General features: G+C 64.6%; 21 protein-coding genes and 2 pseudogenes. 11 read left to right on the top strand and 12 right to left on the bottom strand.

The annotated features are described in order from the left end of the window. Positions 1-186 precede the first annotated feature (186 nt). The gene (locus HAP54_RS15435; protein WP_166301315.1) at positions 187-1,878 is read right to left on the bottom strand and encodes a bifunctional diguanylate cyclase/phosphodiesterase; all 1,692 of its coding nucleotides are present in this window, start codon (positions 1,876-1,878) and stop codon (positions 187-189) included. Between the two features lie 219 nt (positions 1,879-2,097). Between HAP54_RS15435 and HAP54_RS15430 the strand changes: the two genes are divergently transcribed. Then, positions 2,098-2,382 (top strand): hypothetical protein, encoded by a 285-nt coding sequence (locus tag HAP54_RS15430; RefSeq protein WP_166301313.1) that lies wholly within the window; start codon positions 2,098-2,100, stop codon positions 2,380-2,382. 14 nt (positions 2,383-2,396) lie between these two features. On the opposite strand, the gene HAP54_RS15425 is transcribed toward HAP54_RS15430, so the two are convergent. The 3 genes from HAP54_RS15425 to mtgA all read right to left on the bottom strand — a co-directional run bounded on the left by HAP54_RS15425 (position 2,397) and on the right by mtgA (position 4,338). Beyond that, positions 2,397-3,029, bottom strand: coding sequence for a hypothetical protein (locus HAP54_RS15425; protein WP_166301311.1), 633 nt, complete (start codon positions 3,027-3,029; stop codon positions 2,397-2,399). Between the two features lie 193 nt (positions 3,030-3,222). After that, complete coding sequence (gene rpmF, locus HAP54_RS15420) at positions 3,223-3,408, bottom strand: 50S ribosomal protein L32 (RefSeq protein ID WP_021077536.1); 186 nt, start codon at positions 3,406-3,408, stop codon at positions 3,223-3,225. Positions 3,409-3,666: 258 nt separating this feature from the next. Continuing rightward, entirely contained in the window at positions 3,667-4,338 is a 672-nt protein-coding gene (mtgA, locus tag HAP54_RS15415) for a monofunctional biosynthetic peptidoglycan transglycosylase (RefSeq protein ID WP_166301309.1), read from the bottom strand. Positions 4,339-4,537: 199 nt separating this feature from the next. Here mtgA and HAP54_RS15410 point away from each other — a divergent pair, with 199 nt between their 5' ends. The 4 genes and pseudogenes from HAP54_RS15410 (at position 4,538) to HAP54_RS15395 (ending at position 7,901) form a co-directional block, all read left to right on the top strand. Next, positions 4,538-5,458 carry a polyprenyl synthetase family protein gene (locus HAP54_RS15410; protein ID WP_166301307.1) on the top strand — a complete coding sequence of 307 codons (921 nt, stop codon included), beginning with the start codon at positions 4,538-4,540 and terminating at the stop codon, positions 5,456-5,458. An 18-nt stretch (positions 5,459-5,476) separates the two neighbouring features. Next, positions 5,477-6,156 (top strand): annotated as a pseudogene (locus tag HAP54_RS15405) (DUF1345 domain-containing protein). Positions 6,157-6,321: 165 nt separating this feature from the next. Further along, a protein-coding gene (locus tag HAP54_RS15400) for an IS630 family transposase (protein WP_166293531.1) occupies positions 6,322-7,268 on the top strand; the annotation gives its coding sequence in 2 pieces (ribosomal slippage) (positions 6,322-6,661 and positions 6,661-7,268; 948 coding nt in all). A gap of 222 nt (positions 7,269-7,490) precedes the next feature. Next, positions 7,491-7,901, top strand: a complete 411-nt coding sequence (locus HAP54_RS15395) for a hypothetical protein (protein ID WP_224741920.1) — start codon at positions 7,491-7,493, stop codon at positions 7,899-7,901. Positions 7,902-7,913: 12 nt separating this feature from the next. Here HAP54_RS15395 and HAP54_RS15390 read toward each other — a convergent pair whose 3' ends face one another. Beyond that, entirely contained in the window at positions 7,914-8,348 is a 435-nt protein-coding gene (locus tag HAP54_RS15390) for a GFA family protein (protein WP_166301305.1), read from the bottom strand. A gap of 100 nt (positions 8,349-8,448) precedes the next feature. Between HAP54_RS15390 and HAP54_RS15385 the strand changes: the two genes are divergently transcribed. Next, positions 8,449-8,823: a nuclear transport factor 2 family protein gene (locus HAP54_RS15385; RefSeq protein WP_029079533.1), complete on the top strand. Its 375-nt coding sequence runs from the start codon at positions 8,449-8,451 to the stop codon at positions 8,821-8,823. Positions 8,824-8,931: 108 nt separating this feature from the next. Beyond that, complete coding sequence (locus HAP54_RS15380) at positions 8,932-10,539, top strand: Na+/H+ antiporter (RefSeq protein WP_166301304.1); 1,608 nt, start codon at positions 8,932-8,934, stop codon at positions 10,537-10,539. A 180-nt stretch (positions 10,540-10,719) separates the two neighbouring features. Here the strand turns inward: HAP54_RS15380 and HAP54_RS15375 are convergent, their stop codons facing one another. From HAP54_RS15375 to ispG, 4 genes are all read right to left on the bottom strand, one after another. Further along, positions 10,720-12,060, bottom strand: coding sequence for a Rieske 2Fe-2S domain-containing protein (locus tag HAP54_RS15375; protein WP_166301302.1), 1,341 nt, complete (start codon positions 12,058-12,060; stop codon positions 10,720-10,722). A gap of 44 nt (positions 12,061-12,104) precedes the next feature. Beyond that, positions 12,105-13,058 carry an IS110 family transposase gene (locus tag HAP54_RS15370; protein WP_166297397.1) on the bottom strand — a complete coding sequence of 318 codons (954 nt, stop codon included), beginning with the start codon at positions 13,056-13,058 and terminating at the stop codon, positions 12,105-12,107. Positions 13,059-13,361: 303 nt separating this feature from the next. Continuing rightward, the gene (locus tag HAP54_RS15365; RefSeq protein WP_166301300.1) at positions 13,362-14,255 is read right to left on the bottom strand and encodes a TauD/TfdA dioxygenase family protein; all 894 of its coding nucleotides are present in this window, start codon (positions 14,253-14,255) and stop codon (positions 13,362-13,364) included. Positions 14,256-14,510: 255 nt separating this feature from the next. After that, entirely contained in the window at positions 14,511-15,800 is a 1,290-nt protein-coding gene (gene ispG, locus HAP54_RS15360) for a flavodoxin-dependent (E)-4-hydroxy-3-methylbut-2-enyl-diphosphate synthase (RefSeq protein ID WP_166301298.1), read from the bottom strand. Positions 15,801-16,058: 258 nt separating this feature from the next. Between ispG and HAP54_RS15355 the strand changes: the two genes are divergently transcribed. Beyond that, positions 16,059-16,934, top strand: a complete 876-nt coding sequence (locus HAP54_RS15355; RefSeq protein WP_166301296.1) for a sulfurtransferase — start codon at positions 16,059-16,061, stop codon at positions 16,932-16,934. 239 nt (positions 16,935-17,173) lie between these two features. Here the strand turns inward: HAP54_RS15355 and HAP54_RS15350 are convergent, their stop codons facing one another. Further along, entirely contained in the window at positions 17,174-17,362 is a 189-nt protein-coding gene (locus HAP54_RS15350; RefSeq protein WP_166301294.1) for a hypothetical protein, read from the bottom strand. A 195-nt stretch (positions 17,363-17,557) separates the two neighbouring features. Here HAP54_RS15350 and HAP54_RS15345 point away from each other — a divergent pair, with 195 nt between their 5' ends. Continuing rightward, a complete protein-coding gene (locus HAP54_RS15345) occupies positions 17,558-18,805 on the top strand; it encodes a DUF805 domain-containing protein (protein ID WP_166301292.1) in 1,248 nt (415 codons plus the stop codon). A gap of 233 nt (positions 18,806-19,038) precedes the next feature. Here the strand turns inward: HAP54_RS15345 and HAP54_RS15340 are convergent. Continuing rightward, a pseudogene (locus HAP54_RS15340) lies at positions 19,039-19,981 on the bottom strand (DMT family transporter). 245 nt (positions 19,982-20,226) lie between these two features. Then, the gene (locus tag HAP54_RS15335; protein WP_166307899.1) at positions 20,227-20,715 is read right to left on the bottom strand and encodes a Fur family transcriptional regulator; all 489 of its coding nucleotides are present in this window, start codon (positions 20,713-20,715) and stop codon (positions 20,227-20,229) included. 153 nt (positions 20,716-20,868) lie between these two features. Between HAP54_RS15335 and HAP54_RS15330 the strand changes: the two genes are divergently transcribed. Together HAP54_RS15330 and HAP54_RS15325 are read left to right on the top strand one after the other, a co-directional pair. Beyond that, positions 20,869-21,348 carry a MarR family winged helix-turn-helix transcriptional regulator gene (locus HAP54_RS15330; protein WP_166301278.1) on the top strand — a complete coding sequence of 160 codons (480 nt, stop codon included), beginning with the start codon at positions 20,869-20,871 and terminating at the stop codon, positions 21,346-21,348. After that, the gene (locus HAP54_RS15325; protein ID WP_166301276.1) at positions 21,341-22,516 is read left to right on the top strand and encodes an HlyD family secretion protein; all 1,176 of its coding nucleotides are present in this window, start codon (positions 21,341-21,343) and stop codon (positions 22,514-22,516) included. Before HAP54_RS15330 ends, HAP54_RS15325 begins: the two co-directional genes overlap by 8 nt. Positions 22,517-22,546: the final 30 nt, after the last annotated feature.

Raw genomic sequence — 22,546 nt, 5'->3', positions numbered from 1 at the left:
TGTCATGGCGCAAGCCACGGTCCAAACCTCGAAGAAGTAAACGGCGGTCTCCGCTGGAAAACTTGTCTGGGAACGCACAATAAATTGGATGAACTCCCGCCAAACCTTGGGCACGACGCGCTCATATTTTGAGCAACCCCTGTCGAGAACGGAGCGGGAGCGCGGTGATCAGCCGATCATCGCGCGTCAGCCCGCGGCAGGGACGGCCTTCTCGGCCGGCGCGTTCCACGGCCGGTCCGGCGAGGCGAGGCCGATCAGGCGGCCCTGGATGAAGTCGCAGCCCCACTCGCGCAGCATCACAGCGGCCTCTTCGTCCTGCACCCATTCGGCAACCGTCTTGATCTCAAGACGGCGCGCGAGATCGATCAGCGTCTGCACGAAGGCGCGGTCGTCGGCCGAGCGCACGATGTTCTGCACGAAGGCGCCGTCGATTTTGACAATATCGACGCCGAGCTTGCGCAAGTTTCGGAACGAGGTGTAGCCGGCGCCGAAATCGTCGATCGCGATCCGGCTGCCGAAATTCTTCAGCCGCGTGACGAAGCCGCGGACGTCGTCGATGTCCTGGATCGCAACCGTCTCGGTGATCTCGACGATCAGCCGCTCGCCGACGCCGGGATGCGCCCGCATCAGCGATTCGATGGTGGCCCACCAGTCCGGGTCCATCGTGGTGTCGGGCGAGATGTTGAGGCTGAGCTCGACATCAGGCGCGGCGGCAAGCTCCGCGACGGCTAGCTCCAGCACGCGGTGATCGACCATCCGGATCAGGCCGAGCCGCTCGGCGACCGGCACGATGTCGGGCGCGAGCAACGCGCGGCCGTCGTCCTGCTCCATGCGGACCAGGCACTCGTAGAACGAAGGCTGCCGCGAACGCGCATCGACCACCGGCTCGAAGCCGATCACGATACGGCGTTCGTTCAGCGCGGTGACGATCTCGTCGGTGACGCGGATGTTGACGCGGCGCTGGGCGTCGCGCTCGACATTCGGCTTCCACAGCGCGAACGATCCGGCGCGGCGGCTCTTGGCGGCGTCCAGCGTCTCCTGGGCGCGATTGACTGCCTCCTCCGCCGACTTGGCATGGCGCGGGATGGTGACGGCGCCGATCGAGACGGTCACCGACACCGGGCCGGATTTGGTCGGCACCACCTCGTCGCGGACTGCGGCAAGGAAGCGCTCGGCCGCGACGTTGGTGTCATCGACGGTGCAGTTGCGCAGGATCAGGCCGAACTTGTTGCCGGAGAAGCGGCCGAGCATGTCGCCGCTGCGCAGCCGGGCGCGGATCCGCTTCGCAACCTCGGCGATGACGGCGTCCGCGACATCGAAGCCGAAGGCATCATTGACCCGCGCCAGGTGATCGATGCCGATCAGCATGAAGGCGCAGGAGGTGCGGAAGCGCGCGCACTCCTCGATCGTCTCGGCGAGCGAGGCGATCAGATAGGTGCGGTTGAGCTCGTTGGTCAGCGGATCGTGCCGCGACAGCTTCATGAGCTGCTCGTCGCGGGCATGCCGTTCATTGTTGATGCGGACGACGCCCTGCACCAGCGCCGGCCTGCCGTCGGCGCCGGCAAACCAGCAGCCGGTCTCCTCGATCCAGATCACCGGCGCCGAGGTGACGGCGCGCACGCCATATTCGATCCGGTAGGGAACGCCCTCCCCGCTGCGCACAGTCGCGGCCTGGCCGAGCGCATCTGATCGAACCGAACGCAATGGCTCGATCAGCTTGGCGAGCTCGGCGCCGCTCGCGAGCGCCGCGACGGGGATATCCGGAAAGACCGTCGCCGCATTGTCGCTCCAGGCGATCGCATCGCTCGCCAGGTCCCAGGCGAATGTTGCCTGGCCGAGCGAGGCGAGGATGCTGGCAGCTGGCGGGACAGGTGGCATCGAACATGTCTCGATTTGGGACGGCGCCCGGTGATTCTGCACGCCCTCAAGATAGTGGTTCCGGCGAATCCAACGCTAGGAGAAGTTGATAAATAATCTGGAAACCACGTTTGCGACTGCCCGGGAACGAACTGGGGATGGCGGGCATGACCCTTGCCACGGGGGTGTTGCGGAGGGACGCAACGTCCCAAAGTATGACGGTCAACGGGTCTGCGTGCGATGCCTGATATCGATCAATCGGAAATCCTGGACGGCGAGGTTACAGGCGAACCTGCAGCCCCCTGCACCGCCTTGGTGCCGCTGGCCACGACCACCCATTGGGCGCCCAAGATCCCGCTACCCCACGCCGATCCGTCGTTCGTGGCCCAGCTGATCGCAACCGCCGCCCACGAACCGCAGACGTGCGAGCTGCGGCGTGGGTCATTGGCCGATGCGCAAAGCGCCTACGGCCCGCACATCGACGAACGCCGCAGCGTCGCACGGCGCACCCGGCAGATCATCTAGATTCCAGAAGAGTATCAGCGCTGCGGCGCGTCCGACGGCGGCTGGCCGCCCGGCTGCAAATCCGGCGAGGTCACCGTCGGCTTTGGCGCGGACTGATCGAGCAGCACGGATTCCGCGACCGACGTCGCCGGAGGAACGGTTGCAGCCGGCGGCGGCGCGGCGGGCGCCGGCGTAACGACAGGTGCGGGCTCGGGCCGCGCGGCGGGCTGCGCGACAGGCGCGGGCTGCGGCACCTCGGGCTGCGACTTGCTGACGCTCTGCGCCGGTGCCGCGACCACCGCACGGCGGCGGGTGCGCAGCGCAATTCCGGAAATGAAATCGACCAGCGCCAGCAGCGTGAGCAGGCCATAGGTCGAATTGCCGAATTTCGGCCAGAGCACGAATTCGGCGGCGGCCGCGCCGAACACGATCAGCGACAGCAGATGGTCGGTGAGAAATTTCGCGCCGGGCCGAGCGCCCTTGATGACCTCGAGCAGCAACAGCAGCACGCCGGCGGCGAGCAGCATGTCGCTGAGCGTGATCTGCCACTGCTCGCCCGAGAGCAATGTCAGCCTGATCAGCGGGTCCGTGAAGGACACGCCGGGCATCAGGAAGGCGATGATGTTGTAGACCGCGAGCGGAACCAGCAGCAGCGGAAAACCGACCATCGGGGCTTGCGCCTTATTCCAGGGAGAACCAGCATGCGGCGATGCCTACGCTTCGCCGCGGACGCGCCCGTCTTGACCGGCCTCGTTGGCCGAATTCGGGCGCAGCGCCGTTTTGTTCGGAGCATGATCTTATCGGAAAACCGCTACACACTTTTCCGGATCATGCTCTGCGGCGCGACAGCCGAACGTCCGATCAGGACTCTTTCTTGGCCTTCAGGACCTGGCGGCCCTTGTACATGCCGGTCTTCAGGTCGAGGTGGTGCGGGCGGCGCAGTTCGCCGGAGTCCTTGTCCTCGACATAGGTCGGGGTCTTGATCGCATCGGCCGAACGGCGCATGCCACGGCGCGACGGCGAGGTTTTTCTTCTGGGAACGGCCATGACGGTGTCCTCTAGGGTGTTGCGGAGGCATCGTCCGAAATGCGGACGGGCTCAGCGCTTCGAAGCGCAAGCTGCGATGCCGGTAAGGCCGCGCTTATAGAGGAAGGGACCGCGTAAATCTAGAGCGTTTTCAAGCGAAGTGGGCACCGGCTCGCGTGAAGAAAACGCGCCAAAACTAGAATCTAGAGCATCGGTTCTGATTTCATCAGAACCGATGCTCTGGGGCCCGGGTACAGCAAAATCCGCCCGAAATCGGCTTCAGGAGCCGCGATTTTCGCGCCAGCAGCGCTCCACCGCATTGCCCCTCGCCATATAGGTCCCGGACAGCCTGCGCACCCCCGGACCCGGGTTCCGGGCGCTCCGTTTGACCGGATTGGGCAGGATCGAAGCCAAAAGCGCGGCCTCGCGAGTTGACAGCCCGGCTGCCGACCGGCCGAAGGCATATTGGGCCCCGGCCTCGGCGCCAAACTGCCCGGATGGACCCATTTCGGCGATGTTGAGGTAGATTTCGAGGATTCGCTGCTTGGGCAGCACGAAATCGATCCAGAGCGCCAGCGGCAGTTCCAACCCCTTCCGGATCATGCTGCGGCCGGGCCACAGGAACAGGTTCTTGGCCACCTGCTGGGTGATGGTCGAGCCGCCGCGCGCCGCCTCACCATCCCCGGCACCGTCGATCACCTCGCGCAGCGCGCCCCAGTCGACGCCCCGGTGCTTGCAGAAATGGGCGTCTTCCGCGCCGACCACGGACCGCGGCAGATACGGCGACATGGCGCCGAAATCGATCCAATGCCGCGTCACCGGGGCCCCTCGCAAGGTCCGCCACGCCATCAGGGCCGAGACCGGGTGGCCGGTGCGGTAGAACGGCGTCACCAGATACGGCAGCACCAGCAGGGCCAGCAAAAGCAGCAATAAAATTCGGACGATGCGCAAAACGAGGGTTTCCGGGGAGAACCTCTCCAGGAAGGATTTGGGCCCCGCCCGCCAGGAACGGCCGGCGCTGTCAGACGTCTGTGGGATAATTCACGGTTTTTCCAGCACTTTTAAGGCGCGAATCCGTCGCAGGGTGGAATTGACGAAGCCGATGCCATCAACGATTGTCCGGCCGAAAATCGATCTGGAGCAATTCTTAATGACGACCGGTACTGCAGAGTTTTCCAAGCGGCTGGACCAGACCGCGGAGGATACCGAAGCCCTGCTCGCGAAACTTTTGTCCGACGCGACCGAAACCGACGAAATCGTGCGCCCGAAGCGGCTGATCGAGGCGATGCGCTATTCGAGCCTCGGCGGCGGCAAGCGGCTGCGGCCGTTCCTCGTGGTCGAGAGCGCGGCGGTGTTCGGCATCCCGCGCGAAGCCGCCCTGCTGGTGGGCGCCGCGCTCGAATGCATCCACTGCTATTCGCTGATCCACGACGATCTGCCGTCGATGGACAATTCCGATCTGCGCCGCGGCCGCCCGACCCTGCACAAGGCCTATGACGAGGCGACCGCGATCCTGGCCGGCGACGCGCTACTGACGATCGCCTTCGACATCATCACCCGTGATGCGATCCACAAGGACGCCCAAGTGCGCCTGCTGTTGACCCGCGCGCTGGCGCGCGCCTCTGGGATCGGCGGTATGGCCGGCGGCCAGATCCTCGACCTCGCCGGCGAAGGCCGCTTCGGCGATCGCGAGCCGGTCGACGTCGCGCGCCTGCAGCAGATGAAGACCGGCGCGCTGCTCCGCTTCGGCTGCATCGCCGGCGCGATCCTCGGCCAGTCCTCCGAGAGCGAGTATCGGGCGCTCGACGATTACGGCAAAGCGCTCGGCGAAGCCTTCCAGATCGCCGACGATCTGCTCGATGTCGAGGGCGACGCCGCTGCACTCGGCAAGCCGGCCGGTGCCGACGCTGCGCTCGGCAAGACCACCTTCGTCACCCAGCTCGGCATCGATGGCGCCAAGCAGCGCGTGCGCGACCTGCTGGCGCGCGCCGATGCCGCGCTGTCGGTGTTCGGCGATAGGGGCGACGTGCTGCGCGCCGCAGCCCGCTTCGTCGCCGAGCGCAAGAACTAACCGAAAGCAAAGCGCGAAATGAGCAAGGAGCCCGACGACCGCCTTGTTCGTTTCCGCAAGCTGCCGATGCCGGTCCGCGTCGTCGTGGGCCGGCCGCGCACCTTCGTCTCGCTTGGGGTCGGCATCCTGGCTGCCCTGCTGGTGCCGGGAGCGCCGCGCCTCGTCACGCGCCTGCTCGCCGGATGGGACGCCTTCGCCGCGCTGTATCTGGTGCTTGCCTATGCGATGATGCTGCGCTGTGGCGTCGCTTATATCAAGCGCAGCGCCATATTGCAGGACGATGGCCGGTTCCTGATCCTGCTGGTGACCGCGTTCGGCGCGCTGGCGAGCCTCGCAGCCATCGTGTTTGAACTCGGCGCAGCCAAGGGCAGCCCGGCCGGACTGGCGGCGGCGGTCGTCACCATCACGCTGTCATGGACCATGGTTCACACCGCGTTCGCGCTGCACTACGCCCATGAATTCTACCGCGGCAAGACGCCCGGCGGATTGCAGTTTCCGAGCGGCGACGAGCATGTCGACGCCGATTACTGGGACTTCATCTACTTCTCGTCGTGATCGGCATGACCGCGCAAGTCTCCGACGTCGGCATCACCGACAAGATCATCCGCCGCACCGCGACCGTGCACGGCGTCATCTCGTTCGTGTTCAACACCGCGCTGCTGGCGCTGATGGTGAACATCGCAGCGAGCGCGATCTAGCTGCTCACTAGAGCGTTTTCGAGCGAAGTGGCTACCGGTTCGCGTGAAGAAAACGCGTCAAAACAAGAATCTAGAGCATTTTCCGACCGGAATGAATCGGGTGGGGATTCCCAAAACGGCGCGAGTCAGATTCAAGCTGCATGCTGGCGAGGGAGGCCAGCATGTATGGCCAGGGCGCTTTCGGTTGATCTTCGTCAAAGGGTGATAGCCGCGATTGACGGTGGCATGTCCTGTCGACAGGCTGCTGAGCGCTTTGGTGTCAGCGCGGCCAGTGCGATCCGCTGGCGCGGTCGCCTCAAGGAAGTTGGCGACATCGTTCCTAAACGCCAGGGCGGTGACCGCAAATCGCAGCGCATCGAAGCGCATTCGCAATTGATTCTGGAGGCAGTGACAGCGAAGCCGGATATCACGCTCGCCGAGTTGCGAGAACTGTTGAAACGTCGTGGAATATCGACTGGCATCGCGTCGCTCTGGCGTTTTTTCCAGCGCAGAAAGATCACACTTAAAAAAAGACAGCGCACGCCGCCGAGCAACGGCGCGGCGATATAAATGCCGCGCGTGAGGAGTGGTTCGAAGGGCAAATCGATCTTGACCCTGAGCGTCTCGTCTTCATCGACGAAACCAGCGCCAACACCAAAATGGCGCGGCTTTACGGCCGCTCGCCACGCGGCGAGCGATGTCGTGCAGCTATCCCACACGGACATTGGAAGACGACGACATTCACCGCTGGATTGCGCTCCGACGGTCTGATCGCGCCGCTTGTTCTGGACGGTCCAATGGATGGCGACGCTTTCCTGGCCTACGTCGAGCAATTGCTCGCCCCATCGCTGCGGCCGGGCGATACCGTTATCATGGACAACTTGCCCGCTCACAAGGTCCATGGCGTTCGAGAGGCCATCCGGGCGGTCGGAGCAAGCCTGCTCTATCTTCCGCCCTACAGTCCAGACTTCAACCCGATCGAAATGGCCTTCTCTAAACTGAAAGCCCTGTTGCGGGCCGCCGCAGCGCGCACCATGCCCGATCTCTGGCAAGCAATCGCCAACGCTCTCAAGCGCTTCTCACCCGAGGAATGCCAAAATTATCTCGTCGCGGCTGGTTACGACGCAACGTGATCGGAAAATGCTCTAGAGCCCCGTTCCGATTCCATCGGAACGGGGAAGGCTCTCGTTGCAGACTCGACATTGCCGCCGCCGAGACCGGGGCAGCCGCCGTTCAATTTCAAGAACCAGACCCGTTCATGGCGACACTGCAGAAGGGACCTGCGGTTCGGATTTGGCTCGTCACGACATTTCGGGCACGATCGTGGGAACGAGAACAAAGCCACGGAGGACGTCATGCAGGGTGCAACCGCACCGGTTCCCTCCGCCCGATCCGGCACGACCGGCCGCATGGTCCGAAACCTGCTCGCCCTCGCGCTGCTGGCCGGCTGCACCGCGGGCTGCGGCATGGTCGACGCCGTGTTCGACGGCTTCAAGCACGCCAAGGCTGTGGAGGAAGACCTCCTTGCGGCGGTCGGGGTCAAACCACAGGTCGGCTTCAACTGGCGCAATGGCCGGCTCACATCGGTGACCGTCACCTTCCCCAGCCTGCTGCAGGACAAGCCGCTGCAGGAACTCTCAGACGCGGCGCGCAACGCGGTCGGCAAGGAGTTCAAGCAGCGCGCCGACAATGTCGTGCTCGCCTTCGCGTTGGGGCCGTCCAAGACGACCTCGGCACAAGCGGACCAGCCTCAGGGCACCAACTGAGCTGGCGCGGATTTATTCCGCGCCTTTGGTGACGTGCCCCTGATATTGCGGCAGGTCGTCCAATATCGCGTACCACGGCGCCTTGGAGCCGACGAAGATATGCGCAGTCGGCCGGATCGCCGGCGCATCGCGCAGCGTTCCCATCGTGACATGGACATAAGCGCCGTCGCGGACCTGCGAATAGAGCAGCGAGCCGCAGCGGCCGCAATGCTCGTCATGGGTGAGCTCATCGCCGTAGATCAGCAGACGATCGGCGCCGCTGACGATGGCGAATTTTTCGCGCGCGATTCCCGCGAACGGCTTGAACGCCGAACCCGTGGTGCGGCGGCAGTTCGAGCAGTGACAATTCAGCGCATAGCCGAACGCGTCGGCCACCTCGTAGCGCACGTCGCGGCAGAAGCATTCGCCCGTCAGGATACGATCGTTCGAATTTGCAGATGCGGTCACGGCTTTCTCCTCACGCGGAATTTTGCCGACGGCCATGGCGCAATCCGGCGGTTCATGGCTAAATCCTAGCAGACGAAAACCCTGCCGGGAGGACCAACCAATGAGCCAAGATCGATCCAGCGTCGAAAATGTCGTGCAAACCTATTTCGACGGTCTCTACGAGGGCGACGCCGACAAGCTTGCCGCGGCCTTTCATCCAAGCGCCGACCTGCGCTGGGTGGAGAAGGGCGAGCTGAAGGTCCTGACCGTGCCGGACTGGCTTGCCTGGGTGCGCAAGCGGCCGTCGGGGAAAGCCGAGGGCAAGGCCCGCGAGGATTTCATCGTCACCATCGACCGCTCCGACGACAACACCGCTTTCATCAAGGTGCGGTGCCAGCTGCCGCCGCGCTATTTCACCGACTACCTGGTGGCGATGAAGCTCGCCGATGGCTGGCAGATCGTCTCGAAGTCGTACCGCTACGACCTGCGGGACTGACCGGCGGGCCCGCCGCATCCCCACGACGGCTTTGTGACATGCCCCAGCGGTCCGGCTCCGGCCGGACCGCATTGACTGCCGGTGGTTTCCGGGCGAATTGAGCCCATTATGGAAGCCAAGTTTCAGATTTTTCTCACCCTGCTCGGCGTACTGGCGGGAACCGCGCTGGTGGCGCGGCGGACCGACATCGCGCCGGCCATCCTGCTGCTGCTGACCGGCGTCGTGCTCGCCTTCGTGCCGGGCATGCCGTCGCTGGAACTGCCGCCGGAGCTCGTGCTTCTGGTGGTGCTGCCGCCGCTGATCTATTCGGCGAGCGTCGCGATGAGCTGGCGCGAGTTCAAAGCCAATCTGCGGCCGATCATCCTGCTGTCGGTCGGCTGCGTGATCTTCACCGCCTTCATGGTCGCGGCGGCGACCCACTATTTGATAGGCCTGCCCTGGAGCGTCGGCTTCCTGCTCGGGGCGATCGTCGCGCCGCCGGACGTGGTCGCGCCGCTCGCGATCGCGCGCAAGCTCGGCCTGCCCCGGCGCGTCCTGGTGGTGCTCGAGGGCGAAGGGCTCGCCAACGACGCGACCGCGCTGATCCTCTACCGCTTCGCACTGGCCGCCATCACCACCGGGCTGTTCTCGCTGCCGAAGGCGACCGGCACCTTCCTCGTCATCGTCGCCGGCGAGATCGCGTTCGGCACGGCGATCGGCTGGCTCAGCCTGCGCGCCCGCCGCCGCGCCCGCGATCCGCAGGTCGAGATCACGCTGTCGCTGATCACGCCCTATCTCGCCTACTGGATCCCGGAGCATTTCGGCGGCAGCGGCGTGATCGCAACGGTTGCCTGCGGTCTCTACATGAGCTGGAACGGACCGCTGCTGATCTCGGCCGCGACGCGCCTGCAGGGCATCTTCTTCTGGGACCTGGTCATCTTTTTGATCGAGGGCCTGCTGTTCCTGATGACCGGCTTCCAGATGCGCTCGCTGTACGAGAAGTCGAAGTCGTTCCCGCTGCACGAGATCCTCACCGCCACCGTGCTGGTCGCCGTCATCGTGATCGTCGCGCGTTTCCTCTGGGTGTTTCCCGGCACCTATCTGCCGCGCTGGATCAGCCGGAGCATGCGCGACCGCGATCCGCTGCCGTCGTGGCGGGCGGTGTTCGTGGTCGCCTTCACCGGCGTGCGCGGCGCGGTCTCGCTCGCCGCCGCGCTGGCGCTGCCTTTGACATTACCTGGCGGAGACGCCTTCCCGTATCGCGACCTGATCCTGTTCGTCGCCTTCGGCGTGATCTTCGTGACGCTGGTCGGGCTCGGCCTCGGATTGCCGCCGGTGGTGCGCTGGCTCGGCCTCGCCAGGGACGGACGCAGCGAGCATATCGCCGAGCATGAGCAGGAGATCGCGGCGCGGCGCGAGGCGCTGAACGCCGCGCTGAAGTCGCTCGATGCCATCACCGACGACCGTGAGCTCTCCGACGAGGTGGTGAAGCTGTTGCGCTCGCGGCACGAGATCCGCTTCAACCAGCTGCCCGATACGCTCGACCCCGAGAAGCACGACGTCTCCGCGGCCGGCACCGCGCTGACGCGGGAGCTGATCTCCTCGGAGCGCAAGTTCATCCATATGCTGCTGCGCGACGGCAAGATCACCGACGAAACCAGGCGGCGCATCGAGCGCGATCTCGATCTCGAGGAGGCGAGCCTCTCCAACCGGGAGTATCGCAGGATTCCGTTGTAGGTTTGCGTCGTCCCGGGCAAGCCAACGGGTCGGCGCGAAGCGCCGCCCGATGACAGGCTCAGCGCGACCCGGGACCCATAACCACCGCTGCCGGTCCTGCGAAGGTTGGGGCCACAGCGTGGCGCAACAACAAATAGTCGTGGTTATGGGTCCCTGCTTTCGCAGGGACGACAGCAAGGATTATTCCGCCGCCGCGTTCTGCCCGGGGCCGCCGACGAAGCCTGTGGGATCGCCGAACCGTTCGATCATCACCGCGGAGAGGTCCTTGGTCTTGCTGGTGACGCAGGCGCCGGAGCGCACGGTGTAGCGATCCTGGTGCGCCGCATGCGGCGGCGCCTCGCCCTTCTGCAGCGCGCGGGCTGCCTCCATCACCAGCTTGCGGAAATGCATGATACCGAGATCGGTCGGGCCAAGATGCTCGCGGGTGCGGTCGGCGATCGGGCCCTGGCTGTCCTGCACCGCGGCGTCCTGCTCGGAGACGCCCTTGATGCCGGTATAGCTCTTGGTCCGCTGCAGCTTGCGGTCGATCAGATAGTCGTTCGCCTTGTTGCGCAGCGGCACGTAGTTCTCGTCGACCACCGCCATCACGCCGTTGCCATTGGCGTAGCCCTCACGCTCGGCGTCTGTCAGCGGGCGGTCGGGATTCCACGCATAGGTGTAGATCCAGCAACTGGTGTCGCTGACCGGCACGAAGGTCTGGCCGAACATGTTCTCGCCCGGCATCGAGCTCGGCGCGTAGCTGTGGAACGGCATCAGGAACTGGGCGATGCGCCAGTAGATGTTGTCGCTGCCGGTGAGCCGTCCGCCCGCAACCGTCAGCCCGGCCTGATGCGGATTGATCTTGATGACCGGGCGCGGATCCTCGGCGATCCAGCGCATATGGTCGGTCGCAACCCGCGTCAGCGGGTTCACGAAATGCTTCTTGATGTCGAGTATCTCGTTCTCCTCCTTCTCGAAGGAGAGGTGCGCGAAGGTGAAATGCGCGGTGTCGATCGAGCCTTCCACCGCCTGCACCCAGTTGCAGTCCTGCCACTTCTTGGTGACGAAGCGGTGCGAGGCCGGCAGCAGCGCCATCTCCAGCGCCGGCAATTCGGCTATCTGGTCTGCCGGGCCCATAAAGGCCCAGATCATCTCGCCCCATTCGCGCACCGGATAGGACTTGATGCGGATCAGATCCTTTGCATTGAGGTCCGGATAGGATGTCGGCATGTCGACGCAGCGGCCGTCGGTGTCGAACTTCCAGCCGTGATAGACGCAGCGGATGCCGCATTCCTCGTTGCGGCCGAGCCAGAGATTGGCGCCGCGATGCGGGCAGTATTGATCGATGACGCCGACCACGCCTCTGCTATCGCGGAAGGCCAGCAGCTCCTCGCCCAGCACCACGATCTTCTTCGGATCGCTGTCCGGCTCCGGGAGTTCTTCCGACAGCAACACCGGAATCCAGAACCGGCGCAGGAGCTCGCCCATTCCCGTCCCCGCACCGGACTCGGTGAGGAATTTGTTGTCTTCGGCGCGAAGCATGGACGACCTCCCGATTTGTTTCTTGTTTCAATTCGTAGCAACCATTAAGTCGCGGACGCCTGTTCGCGCCAAGGCGTTCCGCGCTGGATGACAGTGTTGGCATAGATCAGCAGCTTTCGCGCGCAAGCGATGAGAGCTGCGTTGTGGGCCTTTCCGGCTGCGGTTAGGCGTGTGTAGAGCACAATGAGGGCCTTGTTCCAGCGGAATGCCGCCGGAAGCGCCGCAGCAAACAGCGAACGTCGCAGCCGAGCCCGACCGCCGGCGATGCGCCGTTGGCCTTTATGTTGCCCACTGTCGTTGTCGAAGGGCGCGAGCCCCGCGAGGGCCGCAGCCTCCTCGCGGCTGACACGGCCGAGTTCGGGCATGCGGATCAAGAGCGCGAGTGCGGTGCGTTCGCCGATCCCGGGAATGCTGAGCACGAGGTCAAGGCGGGCAGCGAGATCGCGGTGAGCGCGTAGTTGCCTGGCAAGGTAACGGATCTGGGCGAGCCGCCGTGCCTTCAGCCGGGCAATGTCACCCAGCACCAGGCGTCTCAGCGCGGGCTGATCGATATGCTCCAGCCGGGTCTTGCAGCGCTTGATGTCGTCCTCGATCTGCTCGAGGAAGGTCAGATGTTCGGCCAGCTCCGCCAGGCGCGGATCGGGCGCATCTCTGACCTGCTCGATCGCTGCCGCGCAGGCGGCGATCAACACCGCATCCAGCACATCGTTCTTGGCGCGTCGCAGATGCACCCGGCCGAACGCCTTGACCTGGATCGGCTGCAGCACCAGCACCGTGAAGCCTGCCGCACGCAGGTGTTCGACCGCGCCGCGCTCATAGCCCCCGGTCGCTTCGATACCGATTCGGCTCACGTCAGCCTCGGCCAGTTTGGTCGTCAGAATACGCCATCCCGCCAGTGAGTTGGCGACCTGCCAATGTTCGGTCCGGCCGTGAACCGCAACATCGAGCTTGCTCTTGGACGTATCGATTCCAGCCGTCCTTGTGCTAGTCTGTGTCATCCTCGTCGACCCCGCCTTGTGAAGCGAACCTAACCGTTCCGGCAACCATCCGGGTCCGATGAAGGTGCTGGCGCGATCCTGCTACGGGGCAGCCACGAACTGCTCAGGATGGGTGCGATCCGATCGCCAGCGGCCTGTCGCGGTCGCTAACCGCGACAGGCCATTCCTCTCGGAATATGCCGACGATAACCGATCGCGTTATTACAAGGATGGGTAGAGCGAAGCGAAACCCATCACTTGCATCCGCGCGGTGAGGCGATGGGTTTCGCTGCGCTCTACCCATCCTACGCACCACGCTCATCCTCACACCGGCCGTTCCCCCTTCACCGTTACGCGGGTGCCGGAGCGGGTGTGCGGCCAGTAATCCCACATCGCGCGGTGCTGGGCGCAGCGATTGTCCCAGAACGCGATCGCGTTCTCGGTCCAGCGGAAGCGGCACTGGAACAGCGGGTTCTCGGCGTGCTGGTAGAGATAGGCCAGCATGGCGTCGCTCTCGTCGCGCGGGATGCCGACGATGAAGCGGGTGAAGCCGCGGTTGACGTAGAGCGACTTCTTGCCCGTCACCGGATGGGTGCGGACCACCGGATGCTCGGCGCGCGGATATTCCCGTTTGTCGGCGACGCCATAGTTGGCGTAGAGCCCGCGATAAGTCTGCTCGCCGTCATGCAGCGCCGTGAGCCCGTCGAGATAGGCCTTCATGCGGTCCGACAGCGCCTCATAGGCGGCGTACATGTTGGCGAACAGCGTGTCGCCGCCGCGCGGCGGGCACTGCTTGATGTAGAGGATCGAACCCATCGGCGGCTCGAGATCGCAGGACACGTCGGTGTGCCAGCCTTCGCCGTTGGCGCGCGGTGAATCCTTGTCGGCATGGATCTTCATCAGCGCCGGATCGCCCTCGTTGGGCGCGGCGGGATGCACATGCAGCTCACCGAACTTGCGGCCGAAGGCGAGATGCTGGTCGGGGCTGATGTGCTGGTCGCGAAAGAAGATGACGAGGTTTTCGGCGAGCGCGCGATGGATCTCGTCCATCTGGCGGTTGGAGCGCGCATCGTCGAAGACCAGCTTGCCGATATCGACGCCGGAGATTTCCGCGCCGATGATCGGCGTCAGCTTCTCGACGCCGATGGTCTCATAGGGCTCGGATTGGTCGGCGAGGTGGCGATAGCGCGGACCCTGCTTGCCGGACAGTGAGCTCATGGGCCTCTCCCGATCGTTCTTGATTGGGAGACATGGTAACGCGCGTCGGTGGAAGCGCACACCGCAAACATATCTGTCGTCCCGGACAAGCGCAGCGCAGATCCGGGACCCATAACCACAGGATTGTGTTTTGCGAAGATTCGTAACCCGCATCTCGCGCCACAACCACCGCCTGGGGTTATGGGTCCCTGCTCCCGTGCGCAATTGCGCACTAGGCAGGGACGACGGCTTGTGTGGGTCACGAGCGGAGTGAAGCTACTCCGCGGCGCCGGCCTGCTCCGGCACCTTGGCGCCCGCGCCGTACTTCTGATCGATGTAGTCGATCACCAGCGCCTTGAAGTCGGCGGCGATGCCCGGACCGCGCAGGGTGCGGAACTTCTTGCCGTCGACGAAGACCGGCGCTGCCGGCGCTTCGCCGGTGCCGGGCAGCGAGATGCCGATATTGGCGTGCTTGGATTCGCCGGGGCCGTTGACGATGCAGCCCATCACGGCGACGTTGAGCTCTTCGACGCCCGGATACTTGGTCTTCCAGGCCGGCATCTCGTCGCGGATGAAATCCTGGATAGAGCGCGCCAGCTCCTGGAACGTGGTCGAGGTGGTGCGGCCGCAACCGGGGCACGCAGCGACCAGCGGCACGAAGGTGCGGAAGCCCATGGTCTGCAGCAATTCCTGCGCGACCTGCACTTCCAGCGTGCGGTCGCCGCCGGGCTCCGGCGTCAGCGAGATGCGGATGGTGTCGCCGATGCCCTGCTGCAAGAGGATGCCGAGCGCGGCCGAGGACGCGACGATACCCTTCGAGCCCATGCCGGCCTCGGTGAGGCCGAGATGGATCGCGTAATCCGAGCGGCGCACGACTTCCTGATAGACCGCGATCAGATCCTGCACGGCGGACACTTTTGCCGACAGGATGATCCTGTTCTTCGGCATGCCGAGCTCTTGAGCACGCGCGGCCGACAGCAATGCCGACTGCACCATCGCCTCGCGGGTCACCGCGCGGGCGTCGCGCGGATTCGGCAAGGCGATGTTCTCGTCCATCAGCTTGGTGAGCAGCTCCTGGTCGAGCGAGCCCCAATTGGCACCGATGCGCACCGGCTTGTTGTTCTTGTTGGCGATCTCGATGATGTCGGCGAACTGGGTGTCGCGCTTGTTCTTGAAGCCGACATTGCCGGGATTGATGCGGTACTTGTCGAGCGCTTCGGCGCAGGCCGGATACTCGGCGAGCAACTTGTGGCCGATATAGTGGAAGTCACCGATCAGGGGCGTGGTGATGCCCATCTTGCGCAGGCCGTCGCGGATGTGCGGCACGGCGGCGGCGGCCTCCTCGCGATCGACGGTGATGCGCACCATCTCGGAGCCGGCGCGGGTCAAGGCCGCGACCTGGGCGATGGTGCCCTCGATGTCGGCGGTGTCGGTGTTGGTCATCGACTGCACGACGATCGGCGCACCGCCGCCGACGGCGACGTTGCCGACCATGACTTGCGTGGTTTGGTGCCGCGGCGCGGGGCCGGCGACGTCGTCTTGCGGCAAAATCTCGGGCTTGTTCATGGCGTCTCGAATATCAGGTTTTGGTGACATTCACCAAGGGGGCGATGGGCCCCGTGGGAGGCGGGCCAAACGGTCATGTTTCGGAGTGAATTCAACAGCTTATGGCGCCGATTGAGGCCAAAGGCAAGCCATGCAGCTGCGTCCTGCATGCCCAGCTATATTGGGCCGAATTGGGGGAATCAAAGGGCAAACTGACAGCTTTTCATGTGAGCTAGGGCATCTTAGCATCCCCTTAAGATCATTTCGGGAGGGCGCGACATGGCCGGCCATAGCGAGCTGATCAGCACGGCGGAACTCGCCGACATCCTGACCCGGCCGGATCTCCGCCTGTTCGACTGCACGACCTATCTGGAGCCGGCGCCCGCCGGCAGCACCGTTCCCTATGTTGTCGTCTCGGGCCGCCAGACGTTCGAGGCCGGCCACATCCCCGGCGCGAATTTCCTCGATTTGCAGGCCGAATTCTCCGATGCCCGCACCGAGCTGCGCTTCATGATGCCGCCGACAGCCCAGCTCGAGGCCGCGTTCGGCCGCCACGGCATCTCGGCCAGCAGCCGCGTGGTGCTGTATTCGATCGGCACCGCGATGTGGGCGACGCGGTTCTGGTGGATGCTGCACTCGCTCGGCTTCGTGGGTGCCGCGGTGCTCGACGGCGGCATCGACAAATGGACCGCCGAGGGACGGGACATCGAGACCGGGCTCGCCGGCGGCTATCCGCCGGCCACGTTCTCGGCGCGGCCGAAGGACGACATGTTCGTCGGCAAGCATGACGTGCTCGCCGCGACCACGGAGAGCGACACCGTCATCGTCAACGCGCTCGGCCCACAATTCTACAAGGGCCTGGAGCCGAGCCGCTACGGCAGGCCCGGCCGCATCCCCGGCAGCGTCAGCGTGCCGGCCGCAAGCTTGATCGATCCCAAGCACAAGACGTTCGTGCCGCTGGCGGAAGCCGAAGCGACATTCGCCGCGCAGGGCATCAGCAAGGACAAGCGCGTCGTCGCCTATTGCGGCGGCGGCATCTCCGCGACCATCGACCTGTTCCAGCTGCATCGGCTCGGCTACGACAATCTCACGCTCTATGACGGCTCGATGGGCGAATGGGCGAAGGATGCAAGCCTGCCGATCGAGACCGGTTAGTCGGGCAAGCGCGGCTCTCTCCACTCGTCGTCCCGGCGAAGGACGGGACCCATAACCACAGGATTGGATTGGTGAGGAAAGCTGTGGCCCCAGCGTCGCGCAACAATCACCTTCGGTGGTTATGAGTCCCGGCCTTCGCCGGGACGACACTGAATTTGTTGCGCCACTGGTGAGTCGCACAACTTGCTGAGTTGCCGGTCGGGATATTTTTTGCAGGACGCAGCGGGACTGCCCAGCAATCACGCTGACTTCTTGACGATCTCGAAACCTCGGGCAGCCAATTCCTTCAGGATGCTCTTTGCCAGATGGGAGCACTCATCCGGCTTGATCCAGCAGGCACTCCGCCAATCCGGATCATCCTCCTTGGAATATGCGGTGAACGCGGACCGGATTCCGGCTTCGATTGCATCGGTGGCATCGACTGGCATAAGCGCGCCTCCACGGCATCCCTCGCATGGGAAGACCTCACGTTAGTGGCGATGTTGACGTAGATCAACAACGTCCGGGCTCGTGACATCCGATCGGCCTGGTGCAATCGCGCCTGAAGGCTGCAAATGCGCCTGAAGGCAATAGAGAAACGTAAATCTTCGCCGCTAGGCTGCCGCCGTCTGCCCGGAGAGGTCATGCAAGCCACCACTTCGATCGCCACCTGCTTCAGGAAATTCGCCGATTTCAGCGGCCGGGCGCCGCGCGCCGAGTTCTGGTGGTTCTTCGGCTTTTGCCTGCTGGTTCTGCTCGCGGCCCAACAGTTCGACAGCGCGATCTACGTCGCCATTGCGATGGCGCTGCCGCTGTTGGCGGTGACGGCCCGGCGCTTCCACGACAGCGGCCTGACCACTGGGCTCGCGGTGTTCTTCGCGGTCGCGCCGTTCGCGATCTTCTACTTCTTTGCCGCGATCCAGGATCGCGTCGAGGCCTGGTTCGGCGTTCACGTGCCGTATGGCCTGATCACCGCCATCCCGGCGACCTGCGCCTTTGCCTTCTCTGGCTTCTGTTTCCTCGCCGCGCTCGCAAGGCGAAGCCAGCCGACCGCTTCGACGGCACCATCGGGAGCCGTTCCGCCTGATGCGGCGGTGGTCGCGAGGCAAGAGGCGGAACGCAAGGTCTCCGGTTTTTCCAAAGCCGTCATGGCCGTATTCGCCATCCCGCCGGATGGCGGGACGCAGGCCGTCGCGGACAAGGCCGACCCTAGCGTCACCGCCGCCTGCGACATCGTCGTCGATCTCTGCGCGCGTTACGGACACGGCATCTCCTCGCCGCCTTTCGACGCGCTGTTGTCAGGGACCGGGGCGCGACTTGAAGCCGCCGGCTGGCGCGTCATGGCGGACGGCGGCGCGGAGATCGATCTGAACCATCGGGCAAGCGTCAGCGTCGTGAGCAAGCACGCGGCCGAACTCCGCAAGCAGGCCGGACCAATCGACGTCGACAGCCTCCTGCAGCAGGAGAGAGCGCAGTTGCAGGCGGCCGAAACGACCACGCCGGAGCAGGATCGAACGGCGGCCTACTACACACTCCACGGAGCGGATGCGGATGCATTCATCGCGATCGAGAAGCAGTGCCAGGGCTACAACACCTATTTCAGGATACGCCTTGGCCTTGCCGAACGGCATGAGCGGGCGGCGCTGGAGGCGCTGCGCTCGTCGACGCTCTATGAGGCGTTCCGCCACGCGTTCTCCGATAGCGCGCCGACCTACCCGGCGTTCGGCCAGAGGATCATCAAGGGCTATCAGCCGATCCTGTACCGGGATGGGCTCGGCACTTCACTTGACGTCACCGATCTCGGCGCCGGCAGCGCGAAGATGCTGTTCGACCGCGGCCTGCATCACCCGGTGGTCTATGTCGACTTCGAGATGCATGAGCGGATGATGTAGCGAGCTGCGGCATTAACCATCCGCGCCAGTTCCATGCCGGAACACCGTACTGATCCGGATTTCTGATGAGCCAGGACGGTCGTAATACAATCTCTGCCGGCACGACGGTAATTTGCAGAGCATTTTTCACGTTTGGGTTTTTACAGGGCCTATTTCAACCGGCAGAAAAGGACCGTCCATGTGACGGTCCTTTTCGATTCAGCACCCCGTCTGCGCCCTACGGTATCTCGACTTCACGCCGGCACATTCGGGTCCGGCGTCACCTTCGGGTCGGGTTTGTTGACGAGATAGAGGCCGGCGATCACCAGCAGCGCGGCAACGCCGAACACCGGCGTCAGCGTGTCGTGCATGATGAAATAGGCCGCGACCACGCCGAACAAAGGCGTGATGAAGGTGAAGGCCGAGAGCTTGCTCGCGGAACACCATCGCAAACCAGATCACGAAGGTGCAGCCCACCACCCAGACCGCCTGATAGGCGAGCAGCGAGAGCGACAGCGCGCTTGGCATATGGTCGATGCGCTCGCCCGCGATCCAGGCGGCAAACCCGAGGATCGGAATCGAGATCGCGACCTGGTAGCCGAGCGCCTTTTCCGGCGCAGCCTGGCGCAGGCGCGTGCCCTTGGCGACCAGCGTGGTCGCCGCCCACAGCGCGCCGCCGCCGACCACCATGAGATCGCCGAGCAGCACCTTGGCGTCGACATTCGGTTGCGGCACGCCGATCGCGAGCGCGACGCCGGCAAAGCTCAGCGCAAGGCCGCTCCACTGCACGGTGGAGAGACGCTCGCCGAGGAACTGGTGCGAGCCGAGCGCGACGAAGAACGGCGCGGTGTAGAGGAACACCGAGGCGCGCGAGGCCGAGGTGAAGACCAGTCCGGTGAAGATCAGCACGAATTCGCAGCCGAACATCAGCCCGGCGATCACGCCTGGGACGAGCGAGCCGTCGCGCTCGAAGAATTTGACGCCGCGCAGCCAGCCTACGATCAGCATCACCGGCAGCGCGCCTGAGGAGCGGATCATCGCCTGCAGCATTGGCGGCACATCGGGCAGCGCGAGCTTGACCGCGAGTTGGTTGAAGCCCCAGCTGACGCACAGCATCACGGCGATGGCGCCGGGCGGCAGCCCATGGCCGACGCTGACGGGCCTCGTGACGTGGGCTGTGATCGCTTGGGTCGACATGTTTCCTCGCGGGCCGGCCTATCGGGCCTGTTGTTATTCTATTGAGATGAGTGGCTCAGGCGCTCATTGTTGCCTCACCTCTCCCGCTTGCGGGGGAGGTCGCATCGCATCGTAGATGCGATGCGGGTGGGGGCTCTCTCAGCAAAACGACTCGCGGTAACACCCCCACCCCGGCCCTCCCCCGCAAGCGGGAGAGGGAGCGGAGCATCTTCGCGGCAATCGTTTGCCTCAATCGCATCCGCGCATCACGTCTTCTGGCAATGCGCGCAGGTGCCGGCGATCTCGACGACGGACAGTTTCGGGATGAAGCCCGAGGCCCGCGCCGCAGCCGTCAGGCTTTGCGCGACCGGTGCGGCCGGGATCTCGCCGACCGAGCCGCAATGGTCGCAGATCAAGAACGCCACCATCGAGGCTTCGTCATGGTCGTGCGCGCAGGCGAGGAAGGCATTGCGGCTCTCGATGCGGTGCACGAGGCCGTTCTCCATCAGGAAGTCGAGCGCGCGGTAGACGGTAATTGGTGCCGGCCGCGGCATCGTCTTGGCCAGCTCGTCGATCGCCTCATAGGCGCCGAGCGGGCGATGGCTCGACAGCAGCGCCTGCAGCACCTGGCGCCGGATCGGGGTGAATTTCTGGCCGCGGCGCGCACACACCTGCTCGGCATGCGCCATCGCGTCCGCGGCGCAGCGGCCGTGGTCGTGGTCGGGGGCAGGAAAGGTCGGCTTGGCGAGGCTCATACCACCTGAAGATAGCATTCCAACCCGCGTTCCCAAAGCCCGCCGCTTTGCCGGCCCGCAGCCATGTGCGCAATGCGGGGCAGCCCCCCGTTAACCTGGCATGCAGAATTCATAAGCAAGCTTATTAAATCCAAAGCTTATGGAGGCAGATTCATGCGCGGTTCCGTGGATACGGACTTCTTGTTTACGCTGGGCGAGGTGTTCCGCCTGATCCGCGTCTATGCCGACAAGGAGGCCGCCCGCTACGGCATCACCCGCGCGCAATGGGCCGTGCTGTCCAAGGTGGAACGCCAGGAAGGGCTGAAGCAGACCGAGCTCGCTGAGCTGCTCGAGATGCAGCCGATCACGCTGACGCGGCTGATCGACAAGCTCTGTGACAATGGCTGGATCGAGCGCCGCAGCGACGACAGCGACCGCCGCGTCAACCGCCTCTATCTGAAGAAGGCCGCGCGCCCGCTGCTCGGCAAGCTGGCCGGCCTGCGCTCCGAACTCACCGCGACCGCACTCGAGGGCATCAGCCCGGCCGACGCGCACCGCCTACTCACGCAACTGGAATCGATCAAGGAAAACGTTCGCAATGCCATCCAAAGCCCAGCCGGCGAACCCTCCCGAAAGGAACAGCGCTATGGCTGAACCCGTGCTCAAGCTGGCACCCGAGCAGAAGAGCAATCCGGAAACGCCCGCGCCGTCGGGCAAGGCCAGCCGCGCGCCGCGCCGTCGCCTGATGGCGGGCCTGCGGCGCTATCGCCGCACGCTGCTGCTGGTCGTGCTGCCGACCGTCGCTGCGATCGGCGGCATCGTGTTCTATCTCAATGGCGGCCGCTATGTTGGCACCGACGACGCCTATGTCGGCGCCCAGAAGGTGCTGATCACGCCGGAGATCTCCGGCAAGATCGACAAGATCGTCGTCAAGGAAGGCCAGCACGTCAGGAAGGGCGACGAGCTGTTCGAGATCGATCCGGTGCCGTTCCGCCTCGCGGTCGCTCAGGCCAAGGCCGCGCTCGACCAGACCAGGACGACCTATGACAATCTGGTCGACAACATCAAGATCAACAGCAGGATGCTCGAATTCGCCCAGCAGAGCATCGAGTTGAAGAAGAAGGACGTCGACCGCAAGTCGACGCTCGCCAAGCAGAATTTCGGCTCGCAGCTCGACCTCGACAACGCGGCGAATGCGCAGGTGACGGCCGAGAGCCTGGGGCAATACATCAAGCAGCAGATATCCAAGGACAAGACTCAACTGCTCGGCGATGTCGATTTGCCGATCGAGCGGTTCCCGCCCTATGCCCAGGCCAAGGCCAAGCTCGACGACGCGCAGCGCAATCTCGATCACACCGTGCTGCGCGCGCCGATGGACGGCGTCGCAACCCAGGTCGACCAGATCCAGCTCGGCCGCTTCGTCGCCGCCGGTGCGCCGGTGTTTTCCGTGATCGACGTCGACCATCCCTGGGTCGACGCCAACCCGAAGGAAAGCGACTTTACTTACGTGGCGGTCGGCCAGCCGGTCGAACTCGACGTCGACGCGTTCCCGAACCATCGGTTCAAGGGCAAGATCGGCTCGCTGTCGCCCGGCACCGGCGCGCAGTTCGCAATCCTGCCGCCGCAAAACGCCACCGGCAATTTCGTCAAGGTGGTGCAGCGCGTGCCGGTGCGGATCTATTTCGACGAGAACGATCCGTTCGTGAAGAAGCTGAAGGCCGGTATGAGCGTCTATGCCACGATCGACACCAACCACCGCCGCACGCTGGCCGGCCTGCTCGGGCTGTCGCCGGCCTCGGCGCACCCGGACCACCAGGAGTGAACTGAATAAGACTCGGTCGAATTGTCGACC

Origin of the sequence: Bradyrhizobium sp. 2S1 (assembly GCF_011516625.5) — a bacterium.
Classification (GTDB): Bacteria; Pseudomonadota; Alphaproteobacteria; order Rhizobiales; family Xanthobacteraceae; genus Bradyrhizobium; species Bradyrhizobium septentrionale.
The sequence above is the reverse complement of the archived record's forward strand: the minus strand, read 5'-3'. Positions and strand labels throughout refer to the sequence as shown.

Bases quoted from the DNA above. Each gene is read 5' to 3' on its own strand.
- HAP54_RS15435 (WP_166301315.1), bottom strand. From the start codon at position 1,878: ATGCCACCTGTCCCGCCAGCTGCCAGCATCCTCGCCTCGCTCGGCCAG.
- HAP54_RS15430 (WP_166301313.1), top strand. From the start codon at position 2,098: ATGCCTGATATCGATCAATCGGAAATCCTGGACGGCGAGGTTACAGGC.
- HAP54_RS15425 (WP_166301311.1), bottom strand. From the start codon at position 3,029: ATGGTCGGTTTTCCGCTGCTGCTGGTTCCGCTCGCGGTCTACAACATC.
- rpmF (WP_021077536.1), bottom strand. From the start codon at position 3,408: ATGGCCGTTCCCAGAAGAAAAACCTCGCCGTCGCGCCGTGGCATGCGC.
- HAP54_RS15410 (WP_166301307.1), top strand. From the start codon at position 4,538: ATGACGACCGGTACTGCAGAGTTTTCCAAGCGGCTGGACCAGACCGCG.
- HAP54_RS15395 (WP_224741920.1), top strand. From the start codon at position 7,491: ATGCAGGGTGCAACCGCACCGGTTCCCTCCGCCCGATCCGGCACGACC.
- HAP54_RS15385 (WP_029079533.1), top strand. From the start codon at position 8,449: ATGAGCCAAGATCGATCCAGCGTCGAAAATGTCGTGCAAACCTATTTC.
- HAP54_RS15380 (WP_166301304.1), top strand. From the start codon at position 8,932: ATGGAAGCCAAGTTTCAGATTTTTCTCACCCTGCTCGGCGTACTGGCG.
- HAP54_RS15375 (WP_166301302.1), bottom strand. From the start codon at position 12,060: ATGCTTCGCGCCGAAGACAACAAATTCCTCACCGAGTCCGGTGCGGGG.
- HAP54_RS15370 (WP_166297397.1), bottom strand. From the start codon at position 13,058: ATGACACAGACTAGCACAAGGACGGCTGGAATCGATACGTCCAAGAGC.
- HAP54_RS15365 (WP_166301300.1), bottom strand. From the start codon at position 14,255: ATGAGCTCACTGTCCGGCAAGCAGGGTCCGCGCTATCGCCACCTCGCC.
- ispG (WP_166301298.1), bottom strand. From the start codon at position 15,800: ATGAACAAGCCCGAGATTTTGCCGCAAGACGACGTCGCCGGCCCCGCG.
- HAP54_RS15355 (WP_166301296.1), top strand. From the start codon at position 16,059: ATGGCCGGCCATAGCGAGCTGATCAGCACGGCGGAACTCGCCGACATC.
- HAP54_RS15350 (WP_166301294.1), bottom strand. From the start codon at position 17,362: ATGCCAGTCGATGCCACCGATGCAATCGAAGCCGGAATCCGGTCCGCG.
- HAP54_RS15345 (WP_166301292.1), top strand. From the start codon at position 17,558: ATGCAAGCCACCACTTCGATCGCCACCTGCTTCAGGAAATTCGCCGAT.
- HAP54_RS15335 (WP_166307899.1), bottom strand. From the start codon at position 20,715: ATGAGCCTCGCCAAGCCGACCTTTCCTGCCCCCGACCACGACCACGGC.
- HAP54_RS15330 (WP_166301278.1), top strand. From the start codon at position 20,869: ATGCGCGGTTCCGTGGATACGGACTTCTTGTTTACGCTGGGCGAGGTG.
- HAP54_RS15325 (WP_166301276.1), top strand. From the start codon at position 21,341: ATGGCTGAACCCGTGCTCAAGCTGGCACCCGAGCAGAAGAGCAATCCG.